Source organism: Streptomyces mayteni (genome assembly GCF_054783955.1).
In genome coordinates this window covers 1-24,318 of sequence record NZ_BAAGPR010000117.1, presented here as the reverse complement: position 1 = coordinate 24,318, position 24,318 = coordinate 1, and the positions used below count along the sequence as shown (strand labels likewise).

General features: G+C 70.8%; 26 protein-coding genes. 11 read left to right on the top strand and 15 right to left on the bottom strand.

Going from position 1 to position 24,318, the window contains the following annotated elements:
* Window positions 1-111: 111 nt before the first annotated feature.
* Both ACYVPE_RS33535 and ACYVPE_RS33530 read right to left on the bottom strand, forming a co-directional pair.
* Window positions 112-978: an SURF1 family cytochrome oxidase biogenesis protein gene (locus ACYVPE_RS33535; RefSeq protein ID WP_461037569.1), complete on the bottom strand. Its 867-nt coding sequence runs from the start codon at window positions 976-978 to the stop codon at window positions 112-114.
* Between the two features lie 25 nt (window positions 979-1,003).
* Entirely contained in the window at window positions 1,004-2,026 is a 1,023-nt protein-coding gene (locus ACYVPE_RS33530; protein WP_461037568.1) for a DEDDh family exonuclease, read from the bottom strand.
* A 266-nt stretch (window positions 2,027-2,292) separates the two neighbouring features.
* Here ACYVPE_RS33530 and moaA point away from each other — a divergent pair, with 266 nt between their 5' ends.
* Window positions 2,293-3,285, top strand: a complete 993-nt coding sequence (moaA, locus tag ACYVPE_RS33525; RefSeq protein ID WP_461037567.1) for a GTP 3',8-cyclase MoaA — start codon at window positions 2,293-2,295, stop codon at window positions 3,283-3,285.
* Here the strand turns inward: moaA and ACYVPE_RS33520 are convergent.
* The 5 genes from ACYVPE_RS33520 to ACYVPE_RS33500 all read right to left on the bottom strand — a co-directional run bounded on the left by ACYVPE_RS33520 (window position 3,268) and on the right by ACYVPE_RS33500 (window position 6,654).
* Complete coding sequence (locus ACYVPE_RS33520) at window positions 3,268-3,519, bottom strand: hypothetical protein (RefSeq protein WP_461037566.1); 252 nt, start codon at window positions 3,517-3,519, stop codon at window positions 3,268-3,270. The two genes, moaA and ACYVPE_RS33520, sit on opposite strands and share 18 nt — an antisense overlap.
* 210 nt (window positions 3,520-3,729) lie before the next feature.
* The gene (locus ACYVPE_RS33515; RefSeq protein ID WP_461037565.1) at window positions 3,730-4,062 is read right to left on the bottom strand and encodes a DUF3099 domain-containing protein; all 333 of its coding nucleotides are present in this window, start codon (window positions 4,060-4,062) and stop codon (window positions 3,730-3,732) included.
* Between the two features lie 45 nt (window positions 4,063-4,107).
* Window positions 4,108-5,520: a tyrosine--tRNA ligase gene (gene tyrS / locus ACYVPE_RS33510; RefSeq protein ID WP_461037564.1), complete on the bottom strand. Its 1,413-nt coding sequence runs from the start codon at window positions 5,518-5,520 to the stop codon at window positions 4,108-4,110.
* A gap of 61 nt (window positions 5,521-5,581) precedes the next feature.
* Entirely contained in the window at window positions 5,582-5,785 is a 204-nt protein-coding gene (locus ACYVPE_RS33505) for a DUF397 domain-containing protein (RefSeq protein WP_461037563.1), read from the bottom strand.
* On the bottom strand, window positions 5,782-6,654 hold the full coding sequence (locus tag ACYVPE_RS33500; RefSeq protein ID WP_461037562.1) for a helix-turn-helix domain-containing protein: 873 nt from the start codon (window positions 6,652-6,654) through the stop codon (window positions 5,782-5,784). The genes ACYVPE_RS33505 and ACYVPE_RS33500 overlap by 4 nt, the downstream gene beginning before the upstream one ends.
* Window positions 6,655-6,796: 142 nt before the next feature.
* On the opposite strand from ACYVPE_RS33500, the gene ACYVPE_RS33495 reads away from it, so the two are divergent.
* Complete coding sequence (locus ACYVPE_RS33495; protein WP_461037561.1) at window positions 6,797-7,303, top strand: ATP-binding protein; 507 nt, start codon at window positions 6,797-6,799, stop codon at window positions 7,301-7,303.
* Here ACYVPE_RS33495 and ACYVPE_RS33490 read toward each other — a convergent pair.
* Window positions 7,230-9,383, bottom strand: a complete 2,154-nt coding sequence (locus ACYVPE_RS33490; protein ID WP_461037560.1) for a tetratricopeptide repeat protein — start codon at window positions 9,381-9,383, stop codon at window positions 7,230-7,232. The genes ACYVPE_RS33495 and ACYVPE_RS33490 overlap by 74 nt on opposite strands.
* Before the next feature lie 311 nt (window positions 9,384-9,694).
* On the opposite strand from ACYVPE_RS33490, the gene ACYVPE_RS33485 reads away from it, so the two are divergent.
* Entirely contained in the window at window positions 9,695-10,000 is a 306-nt protein-coding gene (locus tag ACYVPE_RS33485) for a hypothetical protein (RefSeq protein ID WP_461037570.1), read from the top strand.
* Window positions 9,993-10,631, top strand: coding sequence for a DUF6879 family protein (locus tag ACYVPE_RS33480; RefSeq protein ID WP_461037559.1), 639 nt, complete (start codon window positions 9,993-9,995; stop codon window positions 10,629-10,631). Before ACYVPE_RS33485 ends, ACYVPE_RS33480 begins: the two co-directional genes overlap by 8 nt.
* Before the next feature lie 33 nt (window positions 10,632-10,664).
* Here the strand turns inward: ACYVPE_RS33480 and ACYVPE_RS33475 are convergent, their stop codons facing one another.
* Window positions 10,665-11,036 (bottom strand): VOC family protein, encoded by a 372-nt coding sequence (locus ACYVPE_RS33475; protein WP_461037558.1) that lies wholly within the window; start codon window positions 11,034-11,036, stop codon window positions 10,665-10,667.
* 122 nt (window positions 11,037-11,158) lie between these two features.
* Window positions 11,159-11,548 (bottom strand): nitroreductase/quinone reductase family protein, encoded by a 390-nt coding sequence (locus tag ACYVPE_RS33470; protein ID WP_461037557.1) that lies wholly within the window; start codon window positions 11,546-11,548, stop codon window positions 11,159-11,161.
* Between the two features lie 163 nt (window positions 11,549-11,711).
* On the opposite strand from ACYVPE_RS33470, the gene ACYVPE_RS33465 reads away from it, so the two are divergent.
* The 3 genes from ACYVPE_RS33465 to ACYVPE_RS33455 all read left to right on the top strand — a co-directional run bounded on the left by ACYVPE_RS33465 (window position 11,712) and on the right by ACYVPE_RS33455 (window position 13,780).
* Window positions 11,712-12,392, top strand: a complete 681-nt coding sequence (locus tag ACYVPE_RS33465; RefSeq protein WP_461037556.1) for an ArsR/SmtB family transcription factor — start codon at window positions 11,712-11,714, stop codon at window positions 12,390-12,392.
* A complete protein-coding gene (locus tag ACYVPE_RS33460) occupies window positions 12,389-13,141 on the top strand; it encodes an SRPBCC family protein (protein WP_461037555.1) in 753 nt (250 codons plus the stop codon). Before ACYVPE_RS33465 ends, ACYVPE_RS33460 begins: the two co-directional genes overlap by 4 nt.
* Before the next feature lie 66 nt (window positions 13,142-13,207).
* Window positions 13,208-13,780 (top strand): dihydrofolate reductase family protein, encoded by a 573-nt coding sequence (locus tag ACYVPE_RS33455; protein WP_461037554.1) that lies wholly within the window; start codon window positions 13,208-13,210, stop codon window positions 13,778-13,780.
* Window positions 13,781-13,799: 19 nt separating this feature from the next.
* Here ACYVPE_RS33455 and ACYVPE_RS33450 read toward each other — a convergent pair whose 3' ends face one another.
* From ACYVPE_RS33450 to ACYVPE_RS33440, 3 genes are read right to left on the bottom strand one after another with little or no spacing between them, the layout of a single operon-like run.
* Window positions 13,800-14,366, bottom strand: coding sequence for a hypothetical protein (locus ACYVPE_RS33450; RefSeq protein ID WP_461037553.1), 567 nt, complete (start codon window positions 14,364-14,366; stop codon window positions 13,800-13,802).
* Window positions 14,363-16,168: an alpha/beta hydrolase gene (locus tag ACYVPE_RS33445; RefSeq protein WP_461037552.1), complete on the bottom strand. Its 1,806-nt coding sequence runs from the start codon at window positions 16,166-16,168 to the stop codon at window positions 14,363-14,365. The genes ACYVPE_RS33450 and ACYVPE_RS33445 overlap by 4 nt, the downstream gene beginning before the upstream one ends.
* Window positions 16,165-16,524, bottom strand: a complete 360-nt coding sequence (locus ACYVPE_RS33440) for a WXG100 family type VII secretion target (RefSeq protein WP_461037551.1) — start codon at window positions 16,522-16,524, stop codon at window positions 16,165-16,167. The genes ACYVPE_RS33445 and ACYVPE_RS33440 overlap by 4 nt, the downstream gene beginning before the upstream one ends.
* Window positions 16,525-16,702: 178 nt before the next feature.
* Here ACYVPE_RS33440 and ACYVPE_RS33435 point away from each other — a divergent pair, with 178 nt between their 5' ends.
* Window positions 16,703-18,073 carry a WXG100 family type VII secretion target gene (locus ACYVPE_RS33435; protein WP_461037550.1) on the top strand — a complete coding sequence of 457 codons (1,371 nt, stop codon included), beginning with the start codon at window positions 16,703-16,705 and terminating at the stop codon, window positions 18,071-18,073.
* Window positions 18,074-18,077: 4 nt separating this feature from the next.
* Window positions 18,078-19,376, top strand: coding sequence for a S8 family serine peptidase (locus ACYVPE_RS33430; RefSeq protein WP_461037549.1), 1,299 nt, complete (start codon window positions 18,078-18,080; stop codon window positions 19,374-19,376).
* Window positions 19,377-19,418: 42 nt separating this feature from the next.
* On the opposite strand, the gene ACYVPE_RS33425 is transcribed toward ACYVPE_RS33430, so the two are convergent.
* Both ACYVPE_RS33425 and ACYVPE_RS33420 read right to left on the bottom strand, forming a co-directional pair.
* The gene (locus ACYVPE_RS33425; protein ID WP_461037548.1) at window positions 19,419-20,819 is read right to left on the bottom strand and encodes a metallopeptidase TldD-related protein; all 1,401 of its coding nucleotides are present in this window, start codon (window positions 20,817-20,819) and stop codon (window positions 19,419-19,421) included.
* Window positions 20,816-22,339, bottom strand: a complete 1,524-nt coding sequence (locus ACYVPE_RS33420; protein WP_461037547.1) for a TldD/PmbA family protein — start codon at window positions 22,337-22,339, stop codon at window positions 20,816-20,818. Before ACYVPE_RS33420 ends, ACYVPE_RS33425 begins: the two co-directional genes overlap by 4 nt.
* A gap of 266 nt (window positions 22,340-22,605) precedes the next feature.
* Between ACYVPE_RS33420 and fabG the strand changes: the two genes are divergently transcribed.
* Together fabG and fabI are read left to right on the top strand one after the other, a co-directional pair.
* Window positions 22,606-23,325, top strand: a complete 720-nt coding sequence (gene fabG / locus ACYVPE_RS33415) for a 3-oxoacyl-[acyl-carrier-protein] reductase (RefSeq protein ID WP_461037546.1) — start codon at window positions 22,606-22,608, stop codon at window positions 23,323-23,325.
* Between the two features lie 2 nt (window positions 23,326-23,327).
* Complete coding sequence (fabI, locus tag ACYVPE_RS33410; RefSeq protein WP_461037545.1) at window positions 23,328-24,107, top strand: enoyl-ACP reductase FabI; 780 nt, start codon at window positions 23,328-23,330, stop codon at window positions 24,105-24,107.
* The last annotated feature ends 211 nt before the right edge of the window (window positions 24,108-24,318 follow it).

The window sequence follows — 24,318 nt, the reverse complement described above, 5'->3', positions numbered from 1 at the left end:
ATAATCCCGTGCGGAGCGCGGGGCATCTGCCCGGCGGCGCAGCCGCCTTCGGCCCCGAGGCCCACCCGCGCGAAGCGCGGAACAAAGGGCGGGTGGGTGGGGGCCCCGGCCTCAGGCCGGCGCGTGGTCCGGCCGCTGCGCGGCGGACTCGTCCGCCTCCTCCGCCGAGGCGGCCGACTCGGCCGCCCGCGCCTCGCGCGCCGCCGCCTTGCGCCGGTCCTGGACCTCGCGACGCAGCAGCAGGAACCACCCCACCGGCACGCCGCCCGCGAAGATCCACCACTGGAAGGCGTACGCGAGATGCGCCCCGATCCCGGTGTGGTCCGGCTCGGGCAGCGGCTCAGGCTGCGCCTGGCCTTCCTGGGCGTCCTGACCGGCCGGCCCGGGGGAGGTCTCCGTCAGCTCAAGAAAGCCGCCCAGCGTCGGCTCGCCCGTCTCGGCCGCCCGCTCCTGGCTGCTGATCATCATGACCATGCCGTCCGGCAGCCCCGAGCGCTCCCTGATGCCGGTGGTGTCCGTCGTCTCGTCCGCCATCAGCCGGCCGGTGACCGTGACCTCGCCGCTCGGCGGGGCCGGGATCTCCGGGGCCTGGGTGAGGTCGGGGCCCGACTCGATCCAGCCGCGGTTCACCACCGCCGCCGTGCCGTCCGCCGCGACGATCGGGGTGAGGACGTGGTAGCCGACGGCGCCGTCCCCGTTGGTGCGGTTGCGGACCACGACCTGGTGGTCCGCGTCGTAGACGCCGGTGACGGTGACCGCCCGGTACCGGTCGTCAGAGTCGGGCGCGCCGCCCACCGAGGACAGCTCGGTCATCGGGACCGGCGGCGCCTCCAGGCTGCCGGCGATCAGGTCGTTGCGCGCCACCCGCTGCTCGTGTCTGTGCAGCTGCCAGAACCCGAGCCAGATCATCGTCGGGATCATGAGCAGGGCGACCAGGGTGAGGATCACCCACTGCCGGGACAGCAGAAAGCGGTACACAAGTCACGACCGTACCCGACGGGGGTCACCCCTCAGGCGCCGGGGCCACGTCCCTGAGCAGCTGGGTGAAGGCCGCCTCGTCCAGGATCGGAGTGCCCACCGCCCGGGCCCGTACCACCTTGCTGGTCGCCGAATCCGGGTCGTTGGTCACCAGCAGGCTGGTGTACTTCGAGACGCTCGACGCGATGTGCAGCCCGGCCTCGAACGCCTGGTCCTCGAGCAGCTCGCGGTCCGTCGAGGTGTCCCCGGAGAACGCCACCCGCATCCCCTGGACCAGCCGCCCGCCCACCTCGTACCGGCCCGGATTGGGGTAGGGGCAGGCCGGCCGCCGCTTGACCTGCCGCCAGCCGCCACGCCAGCCGGCGGAGGCGGCGGACGACCGCAGCGGGTCGCGGCCGGGCGGCGAGCCCCCGGAGTCCGACCACTCGGTGATCGGCAGGCAGGTCAGCAGCGGCAGCCGCAGCTCCTGCCGGGCGGCGCGGTGCAGGCTCGGACGGAACGCCTCGGCCAACACCCGGGCGTCGTCGAGCGCGTGGTGCGCGCGCCGCTGCTCGACGCCGAAGTACGCCACGAGCGTCTCCAACTTGTGGTTGGCCAGCGGCAGCGCGAGCGCCTTGGACAGCGCGATGGTGCACAGCCGTTGCTCGACGGGCGCGGCCCGGCCGGCCCTCGCGTACTCGCGGGCGATCATCGTCCAGTCGAAGACGGCGTTGTGCGCCACCAGCACGCGCCCCGCGAGCCGCTCCGCGAACTCCCCCGCGATGTCGGGGAAGAGCGGGGCGCTCTCCAGCATCTCGGTCGTCAACCCGTGGATCCAGGTGGGGCCGGGATCGCGCAGCGGGTTGACGGGCGTGTACCAGTGGTCCTCGACGTCACCCTGGGCGGTGAGCCGGTAGACGGCGGCGGACACTATGCGGTCGTCCCTGGCGAGCCCCGTGGTCTCCACGTCCACCACGGCGTATCCGGCCGGGTAGCCCGTGGGCCACGGCCGGTCGGCGGACGGCTGGAGGGGAACGCGGGCCGCAGGTGCGTGGTGGTCTTCGAGCATGGTCACTGAGGATACGGGCCGGCACCGACAGCGTCCGTGGCACGGAGGGGAGTTGAGGGGCCGTCGCCTCGCCGCCGCCTAGCCGTCGCCTCGCCCCGGCCATGCCCTCCCGAGGCTCCCCCCTCCCACGGCCCTCCCGCGGCCCCCTCACCGCCCCGCCACGGCCCCTTCTCGGCCGCCTCCTCGGCGCCGGCGCTCCTGTCAGAGGGGTGTCGTACGCTGCGAGACATCTGCTCCCAGTGCTTCAACACGGCGGAGGCTCGCGCATGCTGCTTGACACCTATGGCCGGATCGCCACCGACCTACGGGTATCCCTCACCGACCGATGCAACCTGCGCTGCACCTACTGCATGCCGGAGGAGGGCCTTTCCTGGCTCACCAAACCGGAGTTGCTGACCGACGACGAGATCGTCCGGCTGGTCACGGTGGCCGTGACCGAGCTGGGCGTGAAGGAGGTTCGATTCACCGGGGGCGAGCCGCTGCTGCGGCCCGGGCTCGTCTCCATCGTCCAGCGGTGCGCCGCGCTGCGGCCGCGCCCATCCCTGTCCCTGACCACCAACGGCATAGGCCTGGAGCGCACGGCCGAGGCGCTGCGGGCCGCCGGCCTCGACCGGGTCAACGTCTCGCTCGACACCCTGGATCCCGAGGCTTTCCACCGCCTCACCCGGCGCCGCCGCCACGACGACGTGCTGCGGGGCCTCGCGGCCGCCCGCGCGGCCGGGCTCGCCCCCATCAAGATCAACGCGGTGCTGATGCCCGGGCTCAACGAGAAGGAGGCTCCCGAGCTGCTGTCCTGGGCGATGGAGCGGGGCTACGAGATGCGGTTCATCGAGCAGATGCCGCTCGACGCCCAACACGGCTGGCAGCGCGAGCGGATGATCACCGCGAGCGAGATCCTGGAGTCGTTGGGCGACCGCTTCACGCTCACCCCCGAGAAGAGCGCGGAGCGCGGCTCGGCGCCCGCCGAGCGGTGGCTGGTGGACGGCGGCCCGCACCGGGTCGGCGTCATCGCCTCGGTCACCCGCCCGTTCTGCCGCACCTGCGACCGCACCCGGTTGACGGCCGACGGCCAGGTGCGCAACTGCCTGTTCGCGAGGGAGGAGTCGGATCTGCGCGGCGCGCTCCGCTCCGGCGCCGACGACGCCGAGCTCGCCGAGCGGTGGCGGGTGGCCATGTGGGGCAAGAAGCGGGGCTCGGGCCTCGACGACCCCGCCGCCTTCGTCCAGCCGAACCGGCCGATGTCAGCGATCGGCGGCTGAGGCCCGCCGCGCCTCCCATTCGGCGAGCGGCACCACGTCCCTGAGGAATCCCCGCACCGAGAGGAACGTGGACAGGTGCTCGCGGTGGTCGTCACAGGCCACCCAGGTCTTGCGCCGCTCGGGCGTGTGCAGCTTGGGATTGTTCCAGGCCAACACCCACAAGGCGGCCGCACGGCAGCCCTTGGCCGAGCAGACGACGGTCTCCGGCGCCGGGTCGGGCATCACGGGATCCATTCATCTCCCCCACAAATCTCACGGGAACTTCTGGCGCGGCATGCGGGAAAAGGCGACGCCGGGCAGCCACGGGGGGAGCCGCCCGGCGTCGGTCCGTCGCTCCGACGGGGGATGCGGAGCGCCTTTGAAGTATGACATGCAATGCCCCGATCACCGCAGCCGAACGGCCCAATGATGTGAGGATTTCTTCGGTCACTCCGAACGGAAGGTTCAGTTCCGATTGTGTGCTTCCCCCGCGCTCGGCGGCAGCGTGGGGGGAGCATCCCTGGTGATGAACGTGGAGGGCAGCGAAGGCACGTTCTCCCGGCCGGCGTTGGCGATCACCACCGCCACATACGGCAACACCGCCCCCAGCACCAGGGCCACCACCGCGACCGGCCGGCTGACGTTCCACAGCGCCACGGTCAGCACCACGGCCACCGTGCGCACCAGCATGGAGATCACGTAACGCCGCTGTCTCCCCTGCACGTCGTCGTGCAGCCCCTGCCGGGCTCCTGTGATCCGGAACACCGCCGGATCCGATTTTCCACTTCGCAGCCGCATGCTGATCACCACCGGGTCCTACGCTACGCCCCGCCTCCTCGGCGGTTACCCCAAGACCCGGGCAAGCTTGCGGCCGGCCTTGAGGTAGACGCCCTCGGGCTTCTCCTCCAGGCCATCGAGCCGCTCGCGCACCACCTCGGCCAACGGCCGCAGCGCGTCCGACTCGGCCAGCACCCCGGCGTCCTGCCGCCCCCCGGCGAACTCCAACACCAGGCGCAGCCCGTTCTGCTTGGCCAGCCGCCTGGCCGCCGACGCGCTCGGCGTGAACTCCAGCACCTGGGTGAGCACCGCCGTCACCGCGTCCGCGCCGTGCTCGGCGAGCACCAGCTCGGGCAGCGCGGCCACCTCGGTGAAGCTCTTCTTCGAGAACTGCGCCGCGAACCCGGCCCGCGCCGCCATGGCCGCCTCGACGCCGTCGAGCACCGCCACCACCTCGCCGGCCAGCACCCGCTTCAGGTCCATCGGGTGCAGCGTGCCGTCCGCCAGCCGCCCCTTCGCCAGAGCGAGCTCGTCGTCCGTCCACTCGGTCCAGGCCCGCAGGTAGGGCTCCATCAGCCGGTCGGGGATCGACATCACCTTCCCGAACACGTCGTCCGGGGTGGCGGTCAGCGGGATGGCGTTCCCCTTGGACTTGGACATCTTCGCGCCCGAGCCGTCCGTGCCCTCGATCAGCGGCATGGTGACGACCATCTGCGGCGTGAGCCCGTAGATCTCCATCACCCGCCGCCCCATCTGCATGTTCAGCAACTGGTCGAGGCCACCGAGCTCGATCTCCGCGTCCATCTCGGCCGAGTCGATCGCCATCGCCACCGGGTAGATCAGCTCCGACATCGACAGGCCGTGCCCGCCCTCCAGACGGTTCCGGAAGTCCTCGCGCTGGAGCAGCGCGGACGCCGAGACGTGCGACAGCACCCCGATCAGCTTCGGCAGCGTGATCCCGGCCAGCCACTCGCTGTTGTGCCGGACCCGCACCCGCTCGAAGTCGAAGAACGGCCGCACCTGGTCCTGGTAGCCGGCCAGGTTCCGCGCGATGTCCTCGTCCGTCAGCGGCGGCCGCTCGTCCGACCGGCCCGTCGGGTCGCCGATCTTGGCGGTGATGTCGCCGATGAGCAACGTCGCCTCGTGCCCCATCCGCTGGAAGCGGCTGAGCACGATCATCGGCACGGTGTGCCCCAGGTGCACGTCCGTCGCGGTGGGGTCGATGCCGAACTTCACCCGCAGCCCACGCCCGGCCTCCCGGGCCTTGCCGATCCGCTCCGCCAGCCCCTCGGCCCCGGGCAGCACGTCCACCGCACGCGACGCGATCAGCGCCGCCTGCTCCTCGGGCGACAGGTCGGAGAGGTCCAGATACCGCCGAGACCGCGTCTCCTCCAGCAGCTGCCGCACGGTGGAGTCGGAGGAGAGATCCTGCGCGAACAGCGCGGACGCGCGCTGCACGGAATCGCCGAGGCGTGTCACGTTTCGGTCCTGACGGTCGTCGATCGTGGATGGCTGGTCGGGGGCCATCCTACGATCCGTGTCAGTCCCGGAGCCGGTCGATAAAGGACGCCCAGGCGCCCCGCCCGAGCGCGAGCCGAGGGCCGGCCGTGACCTTGGAATCCCGGACCTGCACGGCGGAGGGGGCAGCGGCGACCTCGACGCAGTCGCCGCCTTCGCTGGTGCTGTAGCTGCTCTTGACCCAGGTGAGTTCGGAAGCACTCTGACGGGACGGTGTGTTGATCATCGTTCTCCCAGCAGCTTCTCGATGTAGCGCCTTGACTCCCGGGGAGTGAGAGCCTGCGCCCGGATGGTCTCATACCGCTGGCTGAGGGTGCGCACGGTGTTTGGGTCGGTTCGAAGCGCGCTCACGTCATGGGCTTCGACGTATACGGCCATCGGTTCGTCCTCCGGCCGCAGCAAGATCAGGGAGCCGGCATCGCCCGCGTGATCCTCGCGGTCGGTCGGCATGATCTGGATCTCCACGTTGCGTAGCTGCCCAACGCGCAGCAGGCGTTCCCGCTGCCCCTTCAGAACCGCCGGTCCGCCGAAGGGCCGGTGCAGCACCACCTCCTCGACCACGAAGCTCATGGTCGGAGCCGGCTTGCGGATCAGGATGTCCTGCCGGGTCTTTCGGGCCGCGACGCGTTCCTCGACCGTCTCATCGTCCAACACCGGCCGCCGCATCCGGTACAGCGCCCGGGCGTAGTCCTCGGTCTGGAGCAGGCCCGGCATCACATGGGTCTGATACGAGTGGTACTCCACCGCGGTCTCCTCCAGCTTGGCGACGCCGCGGAAGAACGCAGGCAGCCGGGCCTTCGCGATCTCCTTCTTCGCGCCCTTCAACAGGCCGCCCGCGTTCAGCACATCGTCCGAGCGGTCCAGGAAGTCCGGCCCTGGCGGACGTCGTCGGCCCTGTTCGACGGAGGCGATCGTGTGGGCGCTGTAGCCCATCCGCGCGCCGAACGTCTCCCGGTCCATCTCCGCGTTCAGGCGCAGAGACTTCAGCAGCGCGCCCACCAGCTTGAAGACGTTCGGTCCTGGATCGCCCGTGTCCAACTGCCCCTCCTCTTCCTGCTCCGACTCCAGGCCCCGCGTCTCGTCCTCAGCCGTCATGCCAGCACCGCCTTTCGTGATCTCACTGGCGCGGCGTCCTACCCACCCACCGAGTACGTCTCACCATCCGTGCGCGTACGGCGACACCGTGTACGCGCGGAAACGTGGAAAACGCAATTCGAACGTCGCGAAGCTGTCAGTCATGCACGCAACGCGGCGGAACCCGGACAACTCCGAACACCTCCTCCTCCCTGCCGAGTTCGCCATACTCTTCTCCTCCACCCCACGCGGCGCCCGGCTCGCCAGGCTGCTGACCGTCGAGCGCCTGAACGCCTGGGGGATCCCGTACGGCACCAGCGACTCCGACACGCTCGCCGTCCTCGTCGCCGAGCTGGCGAGCAACGCCGTCCGGCACGGCCAGGTCCGCGGTCGTGACTTCCGGCTGCGGATCGTCCTCACCGCCGGCCTGGTGCGGATCGAGGTGTCGGACGCCAGGGGAGAGGCCCGCCCGACTGTCCTTCGGCCCGATGCCGAGACGGGCTCCGGCCGCGGCCTGCTGCTCGTCGAGGCGTTGGCCGCGCGCTGGGGCGTGGCCGAACGGCCGCCAGGCAAGACGGTCTGGTGCGAGTACGAGCTCAGCCGGGCGGCTCAGGCGGGCGCCACCCGCCGGCCCTCAACTCGGCCAGAAAGTCCCGGCTCGCGGCCGTGAACGGATGCTCGCGGCCCAGGGCACGTTCCCGTCGGCCCGTGACGTCGGACATCAACTCGATGCCCGCGTCGACGTGCCCGAGCGCGGCCCGGATGCGTGCCAGCAGTTGCCGAGCCGCCAGCACGAGGGGGTAGTCGGGGCCGAAGCGGCGCTCGTACGCGTCGGCGACCTGGCGGATCTCGGCTTCGGCGGCGTCGTAGCGACCCAGCAGATACAGCGCCCAGGCGTGGTTGTGTCGGGCGCCGAGGGTGACGATGTGATCGGGGCCGAGGTGCCGCGCGCAGTCCTGCGGCAGAGACAGCAGCTCACGGTTGGCCGGTGCGGCGAGTTCGGGTCCTGTCAGCAGCACCAGCAGGCTCGCGCGGGAGCGCAGGGTCAGGGGATGAGTGGGCCCGAGCGTCGCTTCCCGGCCCGCCACCGTGCGCCGCAGCAGCGTCAGGGCCTCCTCACGGCGGCCGAGATTGCCGAGCACCAGTTGGAGCGCCTGGCAGCTGTCCAGCGTGTCGGGATCGGCCGGTCCGAAAAGCCGTTCCTGGTCGGCGCGAACGCGGCCGAGGAGCGCTTCCGCCTCCGGGTATCCGCCCAGCCGGAAGCGGGACCGTCCCTCGCGCGAGCGGGCGGCCAGGATCAGGCGGTGGTGCGCGCCGAGCGTCGGCTCGGCGAGGTCGGCTGCCGCGTGTGCCGTCTCCCAGGAAGACAGGTAGTCGCCGGTGCGGTGCAGGGCCGTCGCGAGCCGCGTCGCCAGGGCCAGCAGGCCGCCCGCCGCGCCCTGACCTCGGGCGTGCCGCAGCGGCGCCAGCACGTGCGGGGCGAGCAGTCGAAGGCGCGGGTCGAGCGGGCCGGCGTCCGGCAGGGCGGGGACGGCGGCGTTCAGCAGCGCGGCGGCCGTCGCGTCGAGCGCGGGGAGGCGCTCGGGCGGTGTGGTCGCGATGACGCTGTCCAGCAGGACCGCGTGGCTGTGCACGCACCGGACGCCGGCGTCGACCAGCTCCGTCAGCGAGTGGTCGAGCAGCGCGCGTAGCGCCGTCTCGGCGCGGGCGCGGGGCAGCACGCCGTCGATCTCCGGGCTGTTGAGGACGGTCAGGGGCAGCGGCTCGGGGGCCAGGCGGGCCAACAGCCGCAACAGGGCCGTCGCCTCGGGCAGTCCACGGGCCTCGAACGAGTTGAGGGTGAACTGCCAGGTCTGGCCCACCAGCTGTCGGGGATCCTCCTCGGCCAGGGCGTCGGCCCCACGGTCTATCAGCTCGACGGGGCGGTCCTCGTCCAGGCGGCGACCGTACGTGTCCATCGACCACGGATCGATGATCTGGTGCGCCAGGAAGCCGCCGGCGAGAGTGAGCGCCAGCGGAAGCCGACCGAGCCGGTCCGCGATCTCGGCGGCCTGTTCCACCGTTCCACTGTCCGGAGCGAGGTCGCACAGCACGCGGGCGGCGTCGTCGCGGGGGAGCACGCCGATGTGCTGAAGCTCGGCCCCCGGCCACCACCGCGTGGCCGACCGCCGGGTGGTGACCACGACGCAGCCGCGTGGGCTGGTGCGGAGCCAGTGGCCGTCCCTGAGGATCGTGGGGTCGTCGGCGTTGTCCAGCACCAGGAGCCAGGGCTCGGTTGACCGGTCCAGGTGGTGCCACACCAGATCGGCGGCGGGCCGGAACCCGTTGCGGGCGGCGAGCAGTTCGCCGTCCCCCGCCCCTCTGTCGGCGGCCACGGCGAGCATTCCGGCGCGCAGACTGGCGCGGTTCGCGGCATTGACCCACAGGCCCACGCGGCCGGCTTCCTCCGTGGCGTGCTGGAAGAACGCCCAGGCCACGGCGGTCTTGCCGCAGCCACCCATGCCGTGGAGGACGTGTACCTCGCCCCCACGACCCGGCGCGACGCTGTCGCGGAGCCGGCTCAACACCTCGGCCCGATCCCGCAGGACGACGGGGGCCCTGCTGACCAGAGGCCGACGCACGGAGTCGGGCCCAGCCGTGGCTTCCGGCCCACCTGCGTAGTGATGGTGGTGCTCGCTGATGTGCTGGTCACCCTGCGACTGGTAAACGCGGCCCTCGTCCTCGGCGTGCCCGTCCACGGGGCCCTTCATCTCCGACCGGTGAATACGGCTGCTCTTCCAGCGTGAGATGCGAACAGAGTGATAGCCGGATCCACTGTTCCCCCTGAATCGCATTGCCCAGCTTGTCAACAATAGATCAGATAAGTCATATGATGCTGCGCTCGGCGCCTTGCCGCAGCCCGCGAAGTGGCATTCACGCATGGATGATCGTGAAGTGGCAAGCTGTTCCAGCCGCAACGTCTCAAAATCGGCCATGGGTGACGTGCGGCGCGCCCTGATCTGCTCCTTCGCGCCGGAGCGAGCCGTCGACGCTCGGTGGGGTGAGTGCTAAGGTCGCGACGATGCGGCGTGAATCAAGGGAGGCGGGGATCTTGAACAGGCCCAGGCCATGGGAAGCCGATGCGACCGTGAGTTTCAAGAAACGGCTCGGAAAGTCGCCACAAGAATTAGGGCACACGACCGATACCCCTGACTGCCCGGATATCTGGGAGCTCTCCAACGGGGACGTCGCCGTGATCGGGCGGGACCTCACCGACTCCCTGGGGGCACGGCTCCCCGCCGGTGTGTCCATCGGAGACGACGAGCGGCTCGTGGTGATTCCCCGGAGCATGTTGATCGCGGCGAAGCCGGATATTCCCCATGTTTGATTCTTTTCCGAGTGGCCCCGTCACCAGGCTCGCTCGCCCGAAGTACCACGAGGACTTCTACCGGGTCCAGAACAGCGGGATCGGGCAGTTGAGGAAGCTCGAGCGAGGCCAACACTTCGCCGAACGGGGATTCGCCAGTTGGGAGGCGTTCCACCGGGGAGAGTGGGATACGGCGCTCTCGCTCATCGAGGAGAAGCGCGACGTCTACACCCAACAAATCGGGGAGATCGCGCGTCGCGGGGTCAGGCAACGCCGTCTCCGCGTTGTCGAATTCCCGGTCACCCCTTACGTGCAGTGGGAATTGCACGTGCTCCGCCTGCGCGTCGAGCTGGGGGACGACATCAGGGTCGTCGATGCCCGAGGTGTCGCGGACATCGAGCGGGAACGCCCGGTACCCGAGGTGGTGATCCTCGGAGACGTCGCCCTGTACGAGGTGATCTACGACAGCGACGGCAACGCGGACGGGGCCAACCGCTACACCGATCACGCGCTGATCGAGGAGACGTCCGCCGGCTTCGACACGCTCTTCGCCCGTGCCGACGAGTTCGTCGACTTCTTCGACCGCGAGATCGCCCCCCTCCCACCCCCGTCCGTCCCCCTCGGAACCGGACGGGGCGCGACAGGCTCGTAGGCCTGCCTGCCTCCAGCCGGCCAGGCGGAACGGTCAGCCCCCGAGCAGGCAGAACGGATGGCCTGCCGGGTCCGCGAAGATCCTCCAGCCGCCGGCGTCGACATGGAGCAGCGTGGCGCCGAGGTCGAGGACCTGGATCTGGGCCTGGTCGAGGTCGGGGACCTCGACGTCCAGATGGAACTGCTGCGGATGCGCGCTGTCCGGCCACCGCGGGGCTCGGTAGTCCCGCACGCGTTGGAACCCGAACACGAGGCCCGAGCCGCTGTGTAGGGTCGAGAACTCGTCGTCGACCGCCCACCGAGGATCGGGCTGGTTGACCGTGCCGCCCAGGAGCGACTGGTAGAACCGCGCGAGCTCCAGGACGTCCGGGCAGTCCAGAACCACACACTGCACCTTGCCGATCACCGAATCTCCCTCCCATGGCAGCAGTCTCCGACTCCGGCGCCTCACCCCCCCGACGGCGGAGGCAGGGGCTCCTGTCCCCAGCCGTGCGGCGCCCGGCCGGGCCCCGCGAGCGGGGCCGAACCTCAGTCCTTCGTCGGCACCGGGGCTTCTCCCGGCCCGGCCAGGTGCTCGGGTTCGAGTACGAAGACGGGGATCACGCGGCGGGTCTTCTCCTGGTACTCGACGTACGGCGGATACGCGGCGACCGCGCGCTGCCACCACTGGGTCTTCTCGTCCCCGGTGATCTCACGGGCCATCATTCCCTGGCGTTCGGGGCCGTCCTGGAGATCCACCCGCATCAGCGGAACCTTGCGGATCCTGCCGCTCCTCGCGCCGCGCATCGTGACAATGACGACCGGCAGACCCGTGTCCCAGAGCGTCGTGCCCCGTGTGCCACCCGAACTCTCGTACAACTCGACCTGTTCGCGCACCCACTGCGCCGGACTCGGCTCGTACTCGCCCTCGAGAGGCATCGCCTTCACCTCATCGTCGCGTACGGATTATCTCCGGACAGTCCAACACAAACCTCGCGCGAAGGGGAGACCGCCGTTCCGCCCGCGCTGTGCCGAGCCGTGCCGCGCCACCGACAACTCTTCTGTCCTTGACAAATTTTTTTGTCGGTAGGAGAGTGAGGGCGTGCTAGACGTCGCTGTGATCGAACAACCCGCCGCGGCCGAGGCGTCCCTGGACCCGATACGGTCCCGGATCCTCGCCGCCCTGGCCGAGCCCGGCTCGGCCGCCATGCTGGCCGGCCGCCTGGGGCTGCCCCGGCAGAAGGTCAACTACCACCTCAAGGAGCTGGAGCGTCACGGGCTGGTCGAGCTGGCCGAGGAGCGGCGCAAGGGCAACGTCACCGAGCGGGTGTACCGCGCCACCGCCGCCTCGTACGTCATCTCGCCCAGCGCCCTGGCCGCCGTCAGCCCGGACCCCTCCCGGTCCCCCGACCAGCTCTCCGCCCGCTGGCTGCTGGCGCTCGGCGCCCGGCTGGTGCAGGAGGTCGGCACGCTGCTGACCGGCGCCACCCGCGCCCGGCGCCGGGTCGCCTCCTTCGGCATCGACGCGGAGGTGCGGTTCGCCTCCGCCGCCGACCGGACGGCCTTCGCCGAGGAGTTGGCCGAGGTCGTGGCCACCCTGGTGGGCCGCTACCACGACGAGTTCGCCACCGGCGGCCGCAGCCACCGGGTGGTCGTCGGCCTCCACCAGATCCCGGCCGCCGTCCCGCCCGGGGCCGCGCCGCCCGGTGCCGCGGCGGGCGAGGACGGAACCGGCGAGGCGCGAGAGAACGAAGCCGAAGCACGACAGGAGAACCCGCGATGACGCACCCCTTCGAGATCGAGCAGGAGACCACCCTGCCGGCGAGCCCCGAGCAGGTCTGGGACGCGATCGCCACCGGCCCGGGGATCGACTCCTGGTTCATGGGGCGCAACGAGGTGGAGCCACGCGAGGGCGGAACCACCGCCATGGACATCGGCGGCAACCGGGAGGAGGCGGTGGTCACCGCCTACGAGCCGGGCAAGCGCCTCGCCACCCGCACCGGCACCGCCGAGGACGGCCGGTTCATGGCCTTCGAGTACCTCGTCGAGGGGCGCGACGGCGGCAGCACGGTGCTCCGCATCGTCCAGAGCGGCGTGCTCGGCGACGACTGGCAGGACGAGTACGACGCGCTGCGTCGCGGCTGGCCGTTCCACCTCCACACGCTCCGCGAGTACCTGGCGCACTTCCCGGGCCGCACCGGGGTCCCCGTCTTCGCCATGGCGCCCTCCGGTGAGCGCGCCGCACCGCAGATCCGGGCGGCCCTCATCCGCGCGCTCTCACTGCCGGGCCAGGTCGCCGTGGGTGTGCGGGCACACGCCGAGCCGGTCGATCTGCCGGCGTTGGACGGCGAGGTGACCTGGTCCGACGACGAGCGCGTCGCCGTCCGCACCGCCGACGGGCTCTATAGCTTCCACCACTTCCCCGGCGTGGTGCTGATGTTCCACCACCTCTTCGGCCCCACCGGCCAGGACCCGGACGGCGCCGCCGCCGAGGCCGCGTGGCAGCGGTGGCTGACCGGCCTGCTGGCCTGACCCACCCACCCACCCAGCCACCCACCACCGATCACTCATGCGAGATGCCAAGCGAGGAGAAAACCCATGCGCACTCTGATCACCACGGCCTTCATATCGCTCGACGGCGTCGTGGAGGCACCGGGCGGCGAACCCGGCTACCGGAACTCCGGCTGGACCTTCAAGGACATCGAGTTCTTCCCCGAGGCGTTCGACATCAAGGGACGGGAGCAGCAGGAGGCCACCGCGGTCCTGCTGGGCCGCGTCAGCTACGAGTCGTTCAGCCCGGTGTGGCCCGACATGGCGGAGTTCGCTGACTACCGGACGATGCCGAAGTACGTCGTCTCCACGACCCTCACCGAGGACGGGCTGGTCTCCAACTGGGGCGAGACCACCATCCTGCGGTCCCTCGACGAGGTCGCCGCCCTCAAGGAGACCGAAGGCGGCCCGATCATCGTCCACGGCAGTGCCACCCTGAACCGCGCCCTCTCCGACGCGGACCTGATCGACCGTTACCACCTGCTCGTCTACCCGCTGCTGCTCGGCGCCGGCAAGCGGTTGTTCAGCACGGCGGACAAGGACACGCAGAAGCTGCGGCTGGTCGAACACGAGGTCTACGGCAACGGCCTGCAGAAGCAGGTCCTCGACGTCGTCCGCTAACGACACCAGGGCGGCGTCGTCAGAACTCGCCGCGCGGGCTCTCGCCTTCGGGGGTGCTGAAACAGGCGGAGACGAGGGTTACGACCAACAGCGGCGCGTCGCTGTCCCCGCCTTCGAGCGTGACGTTGGCCGCATACTCCACCTCGTTGTTCTCGAACAGGATACGAGGCGTGCGTTCGGCATTGTTCAGCTCACCTTCCTCGACGACCTCCCAACCCTCTTGGGGGAGTTGGCTGCGAAGGCGGTCCATGCCCGCGGCCAGCGACTCAGCGGAGGTCTCGGTGATGGACCAGGAGTGTCGGATCCTGTACAGGCGCTCCCTGTCCGGATCCTCTTCACATGTGGTGACCCGAGGACCCGGTTCGGACACCCTGCCTTGCACGCCAGAGAGGTCGAGAATGCTGCTGGAAAGACCACGCGCATCGGCTCGGGCGTCCTCCACCGACCGCACCGTGAGCGAGGCGGAACCCTCTCCGCTCTGGGCGTCATCCACGTCGGAGCACGCCACGGTAGCGGCGGACAGGAAGAGCGGAGCGGCGATCAGTACCTTCACCTTTGCGCGCCACGTCGTGATGCCTTTCGTCATTCCAGTTCCACTCGGTCGTATTGGCCCAAGGCCACTCGCGCTTGATTCTGCAGACTGACGGAGGATTCACCGTTCTGGTCGACGTCCCAGTACGCGCCGTGACCGTCCGAGTCCGTGGTCATGATGTTCGCACCGAAGCTCTCCATCGAGGGCACCTGCGGGAGAATGTCGATGTCGAGGTAGGGCAGTCCGAGCCTGCTCCTCTCAAGGTTCACGTCGACGGCGTCTCCGCCCAGGAACGGCGCCCCGAACAACGGAACGTAGTCTTCTCTCGTGCTGGCCGCGAGGGACCAGACGTGACTCCTCCCGACGCCGAGTTCCTCCGCGCTGTCGACGAGCATGCCGGGGCTGCCCGCGACGAGGATGTCGTCGGTTCGGAAGGCGTCATGTTGGGAGGCGGCACCGATGACGGTGCTGCCGTAGCTGTGCCCGATCACGGTGGTGTGGGCGGCTTCCGACCCGCGATGTGACGCGTGGATCCCGTCCATGAAGCCCGCCAGCGCCGGGGCGGCCTCGTGGGCGTAGGACGGGGACGAGGCGTCCGGGAGGAGCCCGTCGCCGTCGCTGAACGGGATCGCGTTGTCGGGCGCGTCGTAGCCGAGCCAGGTGATCGTGGAGACGCTCTGACCGCCCGCGCGGAGTTCCATCTCCTGCCAGAGGTCGGTCATCCGCGCGATGTCGCCCTCGACCCCGGCCAGGTCGGCGCTGGTGCCGGGCACGTAGACCGCCGTGTGGCGCGCCGTGTCCGGATTGCCGTTGGCGATGATGGCGCGGCCGTCCGCCGCGGTGTCGAAGCCGAGTAGGTAGGCCTCCGGGAGACCTTCGACGCCGGTCATGTCGAAGCGGGCCTGGATGCTCTCCATGCCACGGACGGCGCCCGCCAGCCGTTCCCGCTCGGCGGTCCATGACGCCAACTCCCACGCCGTGGCGTCGGATCGCGGTTCCCGGGACAGGTGCTCGGCCAACTGGTCGCTGACGGTGGCGTACTCCATCTCCAGCAGGCCACGGTTCGCCGTGTCCCGTACCTCGGCCGGGAGGCCGTCCAGGGCGCCGACGTGTTCCGGGAAGAGCGCGAGCAGGGCGTCGCGTTCGCGTGTTTCGAGGCCGGCCCACCAGTCGCGGTTCTCGGCCGCGGTCAGGCCGTCCGGGATCCGGGACGCGGTCAGCACGTCGTCCATCGCGCCGGTGACCGCCGCCGTGTCGGCGGCGGCGTCGGACCACATGGCGCGGGTGACCGTCAGATCGTCGGTGGTCTCGAGCTCGGCCAGCGCGCGGGCGTACTCCGCGTCCGCCGCGTCGGCCTCCCGCAGAATGTCGGCGATGCGGCTGGCCAGGCGTTGCGCCTCCGGTTGATGGGGGTTGGCGTACGCGTCCAGGGACGGATTGGCGAGCGTCGTCGCGGTGGCCGTGCCGCCCGAGGCGGTCCCGGTGTCCCGCTCGACCGCCGGGTAGCTGACGCCGCCGTCGTCGCCGACCGGATAGCCGTACTCGGCCGCCTCGTCCAGCACCGCGCGGAGACGGCGCTGGACCTCGCCGAGTTCCTGCGTCAGCCCGTTGAGCGCGGTCTCGACCAGCCCGCATTCCATCCGTGCGTACTCGAAGTTGTCGGCCAGCCTGGTGAGTTGCGCGAGAACCTGGCCCGCCGCCTCGCCCTCGGCCGCGGACTCGCGGAGCACGGCGGTCATCTGACGGTCGACGAGCTCCCAGGACTCCCGCGCCGAGCGGCTCGCCTGGCCCCAGTGGCCGGCCTGAACCGAGAGCGTGGCGAGCTGGATGTCCCGCAGCTGGGGGAGGGTGATCACCGGGCGGCCTCTTCCCGAGGCTCGGCCCAGTCGGGGAGCCGGCCGGCGCCGTCGATCGACTCGCGGACGCCGGCCTCCGTGGCGTCGAAGTCGTCGGCGGCACCGTTGAGGCCGCTCGACAGACCGTCGCAGTCCTGCTTGAGGGCGGTGAGCCGTCCCGTCCAACTCTGCTGCACGCGCCGCAGTACGTCGGCGGAGGTGAGAGGGTCCAGCCGACGGAGGGCGCCGCCGTCTTCGGTGCGTAGGTTGCGCAGGGTCGCGTCGAGCCGGTTGACGAGTTGCTCCGCGCGGCCGGCGAGCTCGCGGAGAACCGCGGAGTCGACGCGAAGATCGGCGGCTGGTTCGCTGGGCTCCAACGGTCGTTCCTCCCCCTTCCGGACCTGAACCGGGACGAAGGTAGCAGGGCGACCAAGTGCGCGCCTGAGTAGGGATACTCAGGCGATCCGCCGGTAATGCGGTCGCCGGGTGTAGTTGTGACCTCACTAGACTGGTGGGAGTGGAGTTGGGCCCGGGCGCGGTGGAGGGGGCGTTGGCGTGGGGGACTTCGAGGACTACACGCACGAGCGACTGGCGGCGATGCTGGCCGGGGCGAATCCCGAGCAGTTGACGACCCGGGCGGACGTCCTGCTGTCGATGGCCGACGTGTTGAACGGCGCGGACAAGCAGATCTTCCTGCGGATGTCGCAGGTCGAGTGGCAGGGCGAGGGCGCCGACGCCTTCCGGGCGTGGGGCCGGCATCTGGTGGAGGAGTCCGCCTCGCTGGCCGCGTACGCGCGCAAAGTCGGCAACGCGTTGCAGGGAGCCGGCGAGGCGCTGTTCAAGGTACGGGGCGCGATGCCGCCGGTCCCGGAGCGGCAGGTGCCACTGGTGGGCGCGGCGCTCCCCACGGTGGGGGAGGAACTGGAACGGCAGGAGGCCATCCGGGCGATCGAGGTCCTGACCAGCAGCTACCGGGTGGCCGCCGACGACATGGCGGAGGCCGAGGAACCGCGGTTCAGGCCGATTACGCTCCCGGACCGAATCACCGACGACAGCGGCGGCTATTTCGTCACCCCGGCTGAGTCCGGGACGGGGATCAGCCATGGCGCCGCAGCCCCTGGTAATGAACAGGGATATCGGGTCCGGAGTGACCCGGCAGCCACTGTGCCTCAGGGGAGACGGTGGACAGAGGAGGTAGTGCCTCCCGGCGGCGTTCCGGAGGGGCTGATCGGCACGTCACTCGACTCGACTACGCCCGTTGCCGAGCGAGTGGTTCCACCTGTCGAACGCCAACCTGCCTCGGAAGGGCTGGGTCCTGGGCGAGGCGGTAGTGCGGACTTGCCTGATCGCGTACTTCTTCCGGGGGTGGCCGGCTTGACTCCCCCTCACCCGCGTAACGCGCCGCGGCCGCAGCTCCCCCAGACGGGACGGCCGCCCGGCAACGGCTCGCAGATCCCCGTTCGTTCTCCTCAGGGAACCGCACCCAGCGAACCATGGCGATCCGGAAACGCTGGTTACCTGCTGCCCGGAGCCGGAGAAGGAAGGGAGCCAGGATCAGTGGTTGGCCGCGCACCCGTGCAGGGTGGCCCTCCCCTGGCGAACGGGCCGTCTGGCAGGTTGCAGCCGCCAAGCGGAATCATCGGCGGGATCCCTCAACCACCACCGAGTGCTGGGCGTGGCCTGCCCGCCAGCACGGCGATTGGGGCTCAGAAGCCGTTTGCTTACCGCGACCCGACCACGGGGCTCGTTCGTGGCCCAGGTGGGGTACCGGTTGTTAGGCATCCCGAGGGGGCGAACAACGGCTCGCGGAAGTCGACGGAACAGCCAGGCCGATACTCCAACGGCCGCACCACGCAGCCGAAACGGAGGCGTCGAGGCCTCAGGGCCGACGATGAGCCCGGCGAGGCGCAGAAAAGGATCGGTTGAACGCATGGTGTCGCACGCTAACCGCTCGGATACGCGTCGACGGTGGGGTCTGTGGGCGGGGGCGCTCGCCGCAGCCCTGTGTTGTCAGGGGCTCGCGGCCCCCGGTGCCAATGCCGATGAAACAGATAGCAGTTGGCACCTGGGTGTGCTGCGGTCGGAGGACATGTGGCAGCACACCCAGGGCGAGGGGATCACTGTCGCCGTCCTTGACACGGGCGTTGACGATTCGATTCCGGAGCTGCAAGGCCAGGTCCTCGACGGCGTCGACCTCACCTGGGGGGAGGAAGGAGCCCACGTCGACATCGAGGGTCACGGGACCGCCATGGCATCCCTCATCGCGGGGACGGGTGCTGACGGGGGCGTGCTTGGTCTCGCACCCGAGGCCACAATTCTTCCCATCCGGCAGACTCCCGGGGCGTCCGAGGACGGCGGCGGGTTCGACTTCGCGTTGGAAGAGCGGTACGTCGAGGCGATCAGCTACGCGATTGATTCGGGTGCCCAGATCATCAGCATCTCGCTCACCGGCCTTGACCTGGGGTTTCTGAGTGAGGAACTCGACGCCGCGTTCGCGGAAGCGGCCCGGCAGGACGTGCTGATCTTCGCCGGCACCGGCAATGCTGGCGACGAAGGAAACACGTCCACCTTTCCAGCCAACCACGATGGGGTGGTGGGCGTGGCTGCTGTCGGTCCCGATGCGGAGCGGGCCACGTACTCCACCTACGGGCCCCAGGTGGCCATCGCGGCCCCTGGCACGGACATCGCAAGCAGGTGTGAGTTGGGTAGCCCCGAGATCTGCCTGACCAACGGCACGAGCAACGCCACCGCCCTCGCCTCCGCGTCCGCCGCGCTCATCTGGTCGGCCAATCCGGACTGGACCAAGAACCAGGTGTTGCGGGCCATGATCGGGACCGCCAGCGGTGGTGGTGAGCGGGACGAGTACGTGGGGTACGGGATGGTGCAGCCGGCTCGGGTCATCGTCGATGGGGAGGGGGATCCGGGGGATCCCGACGTCAATCCGTTGTTCGAGGAGTACGAGGCGTCCCTCGACCCGCCCGTGACACCCGAGCCCCAGCCCGCCGAGACCGAGGTCGAGCCGGCGCCCGGCGCCGACGCGGAGGCGGAGGTGGAGCCGGGCGAGCCCGCCGCCGGCGAAGCCGCCGAGGACTCGGTGTGGCCGGTGGTGGGTGCCGTCGGTGGTGGTGTAGTGGTGGTCGCCGCCGTGCTCGCCGCCGTGGTGTGGCGGCGCAGGCGGCAGCGGTTGGAGACGGTGTACGGCGCGACGCCGGACGGCCGCGTGCCGTGACGCCCGCCGCGGCCCCGAGGGCCGCGGCGGGCAGGCGGCGGGTCAGACGCCCGGGCTCACGGAGCTCATGTTGAACTCCGGGATCCGCAGCGCCGGCATCGCCGTGCGCGGGAAGTACTCGCCCCACTCGCGCGAGCGGCACACCTCCATCGCGCCGGCCGCGGTGGCGCGCGACAGCACGTCCACGGGGGACTCGTTGAAGCGGAAGTTGGTCACCACGCCGGTGACCTCGCCGTTCTCCACCAGGTAGACGCCGTCCCTGGTGAGGCCGGTCAGCAGCAGCGTCTTCGGGTCCACCGTGCGGATGTACCACAGCGAGGTGATCAGCAGCGCCCGCTCGGACGAGGCGACGAGGTCGTCGATCGAGCCGGTGCCGCCCGCGTCGAGCAGCAGGTTGTCCACCAGCGGCGCCACCGGCAGGTCGGTGAGGCCGGCGGTGAAGCGGCTGGTGGGGAGCTGGGCGAGGACGCCGTCGCGGATCCAGTCGGTGCGGGACAGCGGCAGCCCGTTGTCGAAGACCGAGGTGGCCGGCGAGAAGTCGCTGCCCGACGAGTGCGCCACCGCGAACGGCGCGGTCGCCACCCCCGGGGCGGTCGGGTCGCTGTAGAGGGTGACCGGGAGTTGGGCGAGCCGCTCGCCGATCCGGGTGCCGCCGCCCGGCTTGCTGAACACCGTGCGGCCGTCCTTGGCGTCGCGGGCGTCCGACATCCAGTGCTGGTAGATCACCAGGTCGGCCACCGAACTCGGCGGCAGCAGCGTCTCGTAGCGGCCGGCCCCCAGCTCCACCCGGCGCTCCGCCCACGCCAGCCGCCTGGCCAGCGAGGCGTCGAGCGCCGCCGGGTCCACGTCGGCGAAGTCGTGGGTGGGCACCGTGACATAGGACGAGCGGGACCCGTCAGCCGACTTGGCGTTCAGGTCCGCGTGCCCGGTCGGCTGGTCGTGCCGCAGCCGGAGGCCGCTCGACGTGCCGAGGTAGCTGGAGACGACCTCGTGCTGCGCGAAGCCGAACAGCCGACGCCCCTCGGCGGCGGCGCGCGCGAACGTCTCGCCCAGGGCCGGCGCGAACGCGGCGAACACCTCGGACGAGGTCTCGGTCGGCGGCTCGGTGAAGTCGGACGACGCCGGCACGCCGGTGACCAGCGGCTGGGCGTCCTCGGCGGCCGGCGACTGGCGGGCCGCCTCCTCGGCCGCCCGCACCAGCGGCTCCAACTCCTCGTCGGTGACGGCCGCCCTGGACACCACCCCGGCCGACGCGCCCTGCGCGCCGCCGACCGTGGCGATCACGGTCAGCCGCCGGCCGCGGGTGACGCCGTTGGTGGTCAGCGCGTTGCCCGCCCAGCGGAGGTTGGCGGACGACGTCTCGTCGGCGATCACCACCGTGTCGTCGGCCCGCGAGAGCCCCAGGGCGCGCTCGACGATCTCGTGCGGTCTGCTGGTGCTCATCGGCCGGACTCCTGGGTGGTGTTGAGGATGTTGATCTGCCGGAAGAGAGCGGAGGGGCAGCCGTGCGAGACGGCCGCCGCCTGGCCCGGCTGGGCCTTGCCGCACATGAAGGTGCCGCCGAGTACGTACGTCTCGGGGCCGCCCACCGCCTCCATCGCCCCCCAGAAGTCGGTGGTGGTGGCCTGGTAGGCGACGTCCCGCAGCTGGCCGGCCAGCCGGCCGTTCTCGATCTTGTAGAAGCGCTGGCCGGTGAACTGGAAGTTGTAGCGCTGCATGTCGATCGACCAGGAGCCGTCGCCGACGATGTAGATCCCGCGCTCCACGTTCGAGATCAGCCCCGCCGTGTCGGGCCCGTCGGGCGCCGGCTGGAGCGAGACGTTGGCCATCCGCTGCAACGGCACATGGGACGGCGAGTCGGCGAACGCGCAGCCGTTGGAGCGCTCGAAGCCCTGCAGCTTCGCGATCCGGCGGTCCATCTGGTAGCCGACCAGCACGCCGTCCTTCACGATGTCCCACGACTGGGTCTGCACCCCGTCGTCGTCGTAGCCGATGCTGGCCAGGCCGTGCTCGACGGTGCGGTCGCCCGTCACGTTCATGATCGACGAGCCGTACCCCAGGCTGCCCAGCTTGTCGAAGGTGGCGAACGAGGTGCCGGCGTAGGCCGCCTCGTAGCCGAGCGCCCGATCCAACTCGGTGGCGTGGCCGATCGACTCGTGGATGGTGAGGAACAGGTTGGACGGGTCGATGACCAGGTCGTACGCGCCCGCCTCGACCGAGGGGGCGGCCATCTTCTCCGCCAACAGGCCCGGGATCTCCGCCAGTTCGGTGTCCCAGTCCCAGCCGGTGCCGGTCAGGTACTCCCAGCCGCGGCCGGCCGGCGGGGCCAGCGTCCGCATGGTGTCGAACCTGCCGCTACCCGCGTCGACCGACGTCGCGGTCAACTCCGGCAGCACCCGCACCCGTTGCTGGGTGGTGACGGTGCCCGCGGTGTCCGCGTAGAACTTGTTCTCCTGCACGGCCCACAGCCGGGTGTCCACGTGGGTCACGCCGTCCCCGGCCAGCAGCCGCTCGCTCCAGTCGGCGAGCAGCCCGGTCTTCTCCGCGTCCGGGATGTCGAAGGGGTTGATCTCGTAGGACGAGACCCAGGTCCGCTCGCCGTGCGAGGGCTCGGGGGCCAGCTCGACCCGCTCGTCCGAGCCGGCCGCCGCGATGATCTTGGCCGAGAGCCTGGCCATCTCCACCGCCTGGGCCGCGACCCGGGCCGCGCCGTCCATCGTCAGGTCGACCCCCGAGGCGAAGCCCCAACTGCCACCGTGCACGACGCGCACCGCGTACCCGGTGTCGATGGTGTCCTCGGAACCGGCCGGCCTGGCGTTCCGCAGCAGCCAGTTGGCGCTGCGCACCCGCTCGAACCGGAAGTCGGCGTGCTCTGCCCCCAACGCCCGCGCCCTGGCCAGGGCCGCGTCGGCCAACTGGCGCAGGGGGAGCGCGAGGAAGGATTCGTCGATGGATCTTGGCACGATCTCTCCTGTTCGTCGGCTCACCGGCCTCAGGTGCCCCCGCGAGTGCCGGTGTGGCGGGGGTGTCGCCCCCGGTCTCCGATCATGCCTGCCGGCGGCCCCGGTGCCCAGGGGTGTTACCGCAGGCCGGGGGTGGTTCCGGCCGGGAACCGGCTGTAGGGACCCCACAGTGGTGCGGCGGCGTGCCTGTCACGGCCCGCTCCTCTGACCCGAAGGGCGGGGCACTAGGTTTAGGCAGAGCACACGACTGAGAGAGAGGTGATCCCTTGAGCCGCTCGGTACTGGTCACCGGAGGCAATCGCGGGATTGGCCTGGCCATCGCCCACGCCTTCGCCGCCGCCGGCGACAAGGTCGCCATCACGTACCGCTCTGGGGAGCCCCCGCAGGAGCTTGTCGACCTCGGATGCCTGCCGGTCAGGTGCGACATCACCGAGAGCGAGCAGGTGGAGCAGGCCTACAAGGAGATCGAGGAGAAGCACGGCAAGGTCGAGGTGCTGGTGGCCAACGCCGGCATCACCCGTGACCAGTTGCTGCTCCGGATGTCCGAGGAGGACTTCAGCGCCGTCCTCGACACCAACCTGACGGGCACCTTCCGGGTGGCGAAGCGCGCCGCGCGTGGCATGCTGCGCGCCAAGGCGGGGCGGATCGTGCTGATCTCCTCGGTGGTCGGCATGACGGGCTCCGCGGGGCAGGTCAACTACGCCGCCTCCAAGGCCGGTCTCATCGGCTTCTCCCGCTCCCTGGCGCGCGAACTCGGCTCCCGCGGCATCACCTGCAACGTCGTCTCACCTGGCTGGGTCGACACCGACATGGCGCGGGCGGTGAGCGAGGAGCGGCGTGCCGAGGTGCTGGCCGGCGTGCCCCTGGCACGCTACGCGCAGCCGGCGGAAGTGGCCGGAGTCGTCCGCTTCCTGGCGTCGGACGCCGCCGCGTACATCACTGGAGCCGTCATTCCGGTTGACGGCGGATTGGGCATGGGTCACTGACAATGAGTGGACTTCTCGCGGGCAAGCGGGTACTCGTCACCGGCGTTCTCACCGAATCGTCGTTCGCCTTCCACGCCGCCAGGCTGGCGCAGGAGGAGGGCGCCGAGGTCGTGCTCACCGGCTTCGGCCGGCTGAGCCTGGTGCAGCGGATCGCCAAGCGCCTGCCGAAGCCGGCGCCGGTGATCGAACTCGACGTGCAGAACCGCGAGCACCTGGCCGGGCTCGCCGACGCGGTCGCCGAGCACCTGGGCGAGGGCGTCGGCCTCGACGGCCTGGTGCACTCCATCGCGTTCGCGCCGCAGGACGCGCTGGGCGGCAACTTCCTCAACACCGAGTGGGAGTCGGTCGCCACGGCGGTCGAGGTCTCCGCGTACTCGCTCAAGTCCGTGACCATGGCGCTGCTTCCGCTGCTCGAACAGCGGGGCGGCTCGGTGGTCGGCATGGACTTCGACGCGCAGGTGGCGTGGCCGAAGTACGACTGGATGGGCGTCTCCAAGGCGGCGCTCGAGGCCACGTCGCGGTACCTGGCGCGTGACCTGGGGCCGAAGAACATCCGCGTGAACCTGATCTCGGCGGGGCCGGTCAAGTCGATGGCGGCGAAGTCGATCCCCGGCTTCGAGGAACTGGCCGACGTCTGGAACAACCGCGCCCCGATCGGCTGGGACCTGGCCGACCCGGAGCCGGGTGCGAGGGGTGTCGTGGCGCTGCTGTCCGACTGGTTCCCGAAGACGACGGGCGAGATCGTGCACGTGGATGGTGGCGTGCACATGATGGGCGCGTAGCCGCGGCGGCGTCCACCTGAGGGTTTTTCACCACCCTTCCGCGCGCTCCGCGCGGGGGTGGGCCTGCGGCCCGTGCGGCGCAGCCGCCGCGGCGCCTGTCCGGGGGTTTTTCCCCACCCACCCGCCCTTTTCCGCGCTTCGCGCGGGGCGGGCTTGCGGCCCGGCCGGGCCCCGGAGGGCCGGGCGGCGCAGCCGCCTTGGCCCCGGGGCC

Coding starts and splice junctions, on each gene's coding strand:
- ACYVPE_RS33530 (WP_461037568.1), bottom strand. CDS start 2,026: ATGCTCGAAGACCACCACGCACCTGCGGCCCGCGTTCCCCTCCAGCCG.
- moaA (WP_461037567.1), top strand. CDS start 2,293: ATGCTGCTTGACACCTATGGCCGGATCGCCACCGACCTACGGGTATCC.
- ACYVPE_RS33520 (WP_461037566.1), bottom strand. CDS start 3,519: ATGGATCCCGTGATGCCCGACCCGGCGCCGGAGACCGTCGTCTGCTCG.
- ACYVPE_RS33515 (WP_461037565.1), bottom strand. CDS start 4,062: ATGCGGCTGCGAAGTGGAAAATCGGATCCGGCGGTGTTCCGGATCACA.
- ACYVPE_RS33505 (WP_461037563.1), bottom strand. CDS start 5,785: ATGATCAACACACCGTCCCGTCAGAGTGCTTCCGAACTCACCTGGGTC.
- ACYVPE_RS33500 (WP_461037562.1), bottom strand. CDS start 6,654: ATGACGGCTGAGGACGAGACGCGGGGCCTGGAGTCGGAGCAGGAAGAG.
- ACYVPE_RS33495 (WP_461037561.1), top strand. CDS start 6,797: ATGCACGCAACGCGGCGGAACCCGGACAACTCCGAACACCTCCTCCTC.
- ACYVPE_RS33490 (WP_461037560.1), bottom strand. CDS start 9,383: ATGAAGGGCCCCGTGGACGGGCACGCCGAGGACGAGGGCCGCGTTTAC.
- ACYVPE_RS33485 (WP_461037570.1), top strand. CDS start 9,695: ATGCGGCGTGAATCAAGGGAGGCGGGGATCTTGAACAGGCCCAGGCCA.
- ACYVPE_RS33480 (WP_461037559.1), top strand. CDS start 9,993: ATGTTTGATTCTTTTCCGAGTGGCCCCGTCACCAGGCTCGCTCGCCCG.
- ACYVPE_RS33470 (WP_461037557.1), bottom strand. CDS start 11,548: ATGCCTCTCGAGGGCGAGTACGAGCCGAGTCCGGCGCAGTGGGTGCGC.
- ACYVPE_RS33460 (WP_461037555.1), top strand. CDS start 12,389: ATGACGCACCCCTTCGAGATCGAGCAGGAGACCACCCTGCCGGCGAGC.
- ACYVPE_RS33455 (WP_461037554.1), top strand. CDS start 13,208: ATGCGCACTCTGATCACCACGGCCTTCATATCGCTCGACGGCGTCGTG.
- ACYVPE_RS33450 (WP_461037553.1), bottom strand. CDS start 14,366: ATGACGAAAGGCATCACGACGTGGCGCGCAAAGGTGAAGGTACTGATC.
- ACYVPE_RS33430 (WP_461037549.1), top strand. CDS start 18,078: ATGGTGTCGCACGCTAACCGCTCGGATACGCGTCGACGGTGGGGTCTG.
- ACYVPE_RS33425 (WP_461037548.1), bottom strand. CDS start 20,819: ATGAGCACCAGCAGACCGCACGAGATCGTCGAGCGCGCCCTGGGGCTC.
- fabI (WP_461037545.1), top strand. CDS start 23,328: ATGAGTGGACTTCTCGCGGGCAAGCGGGTACTCGTCACCGGCGTTCTC.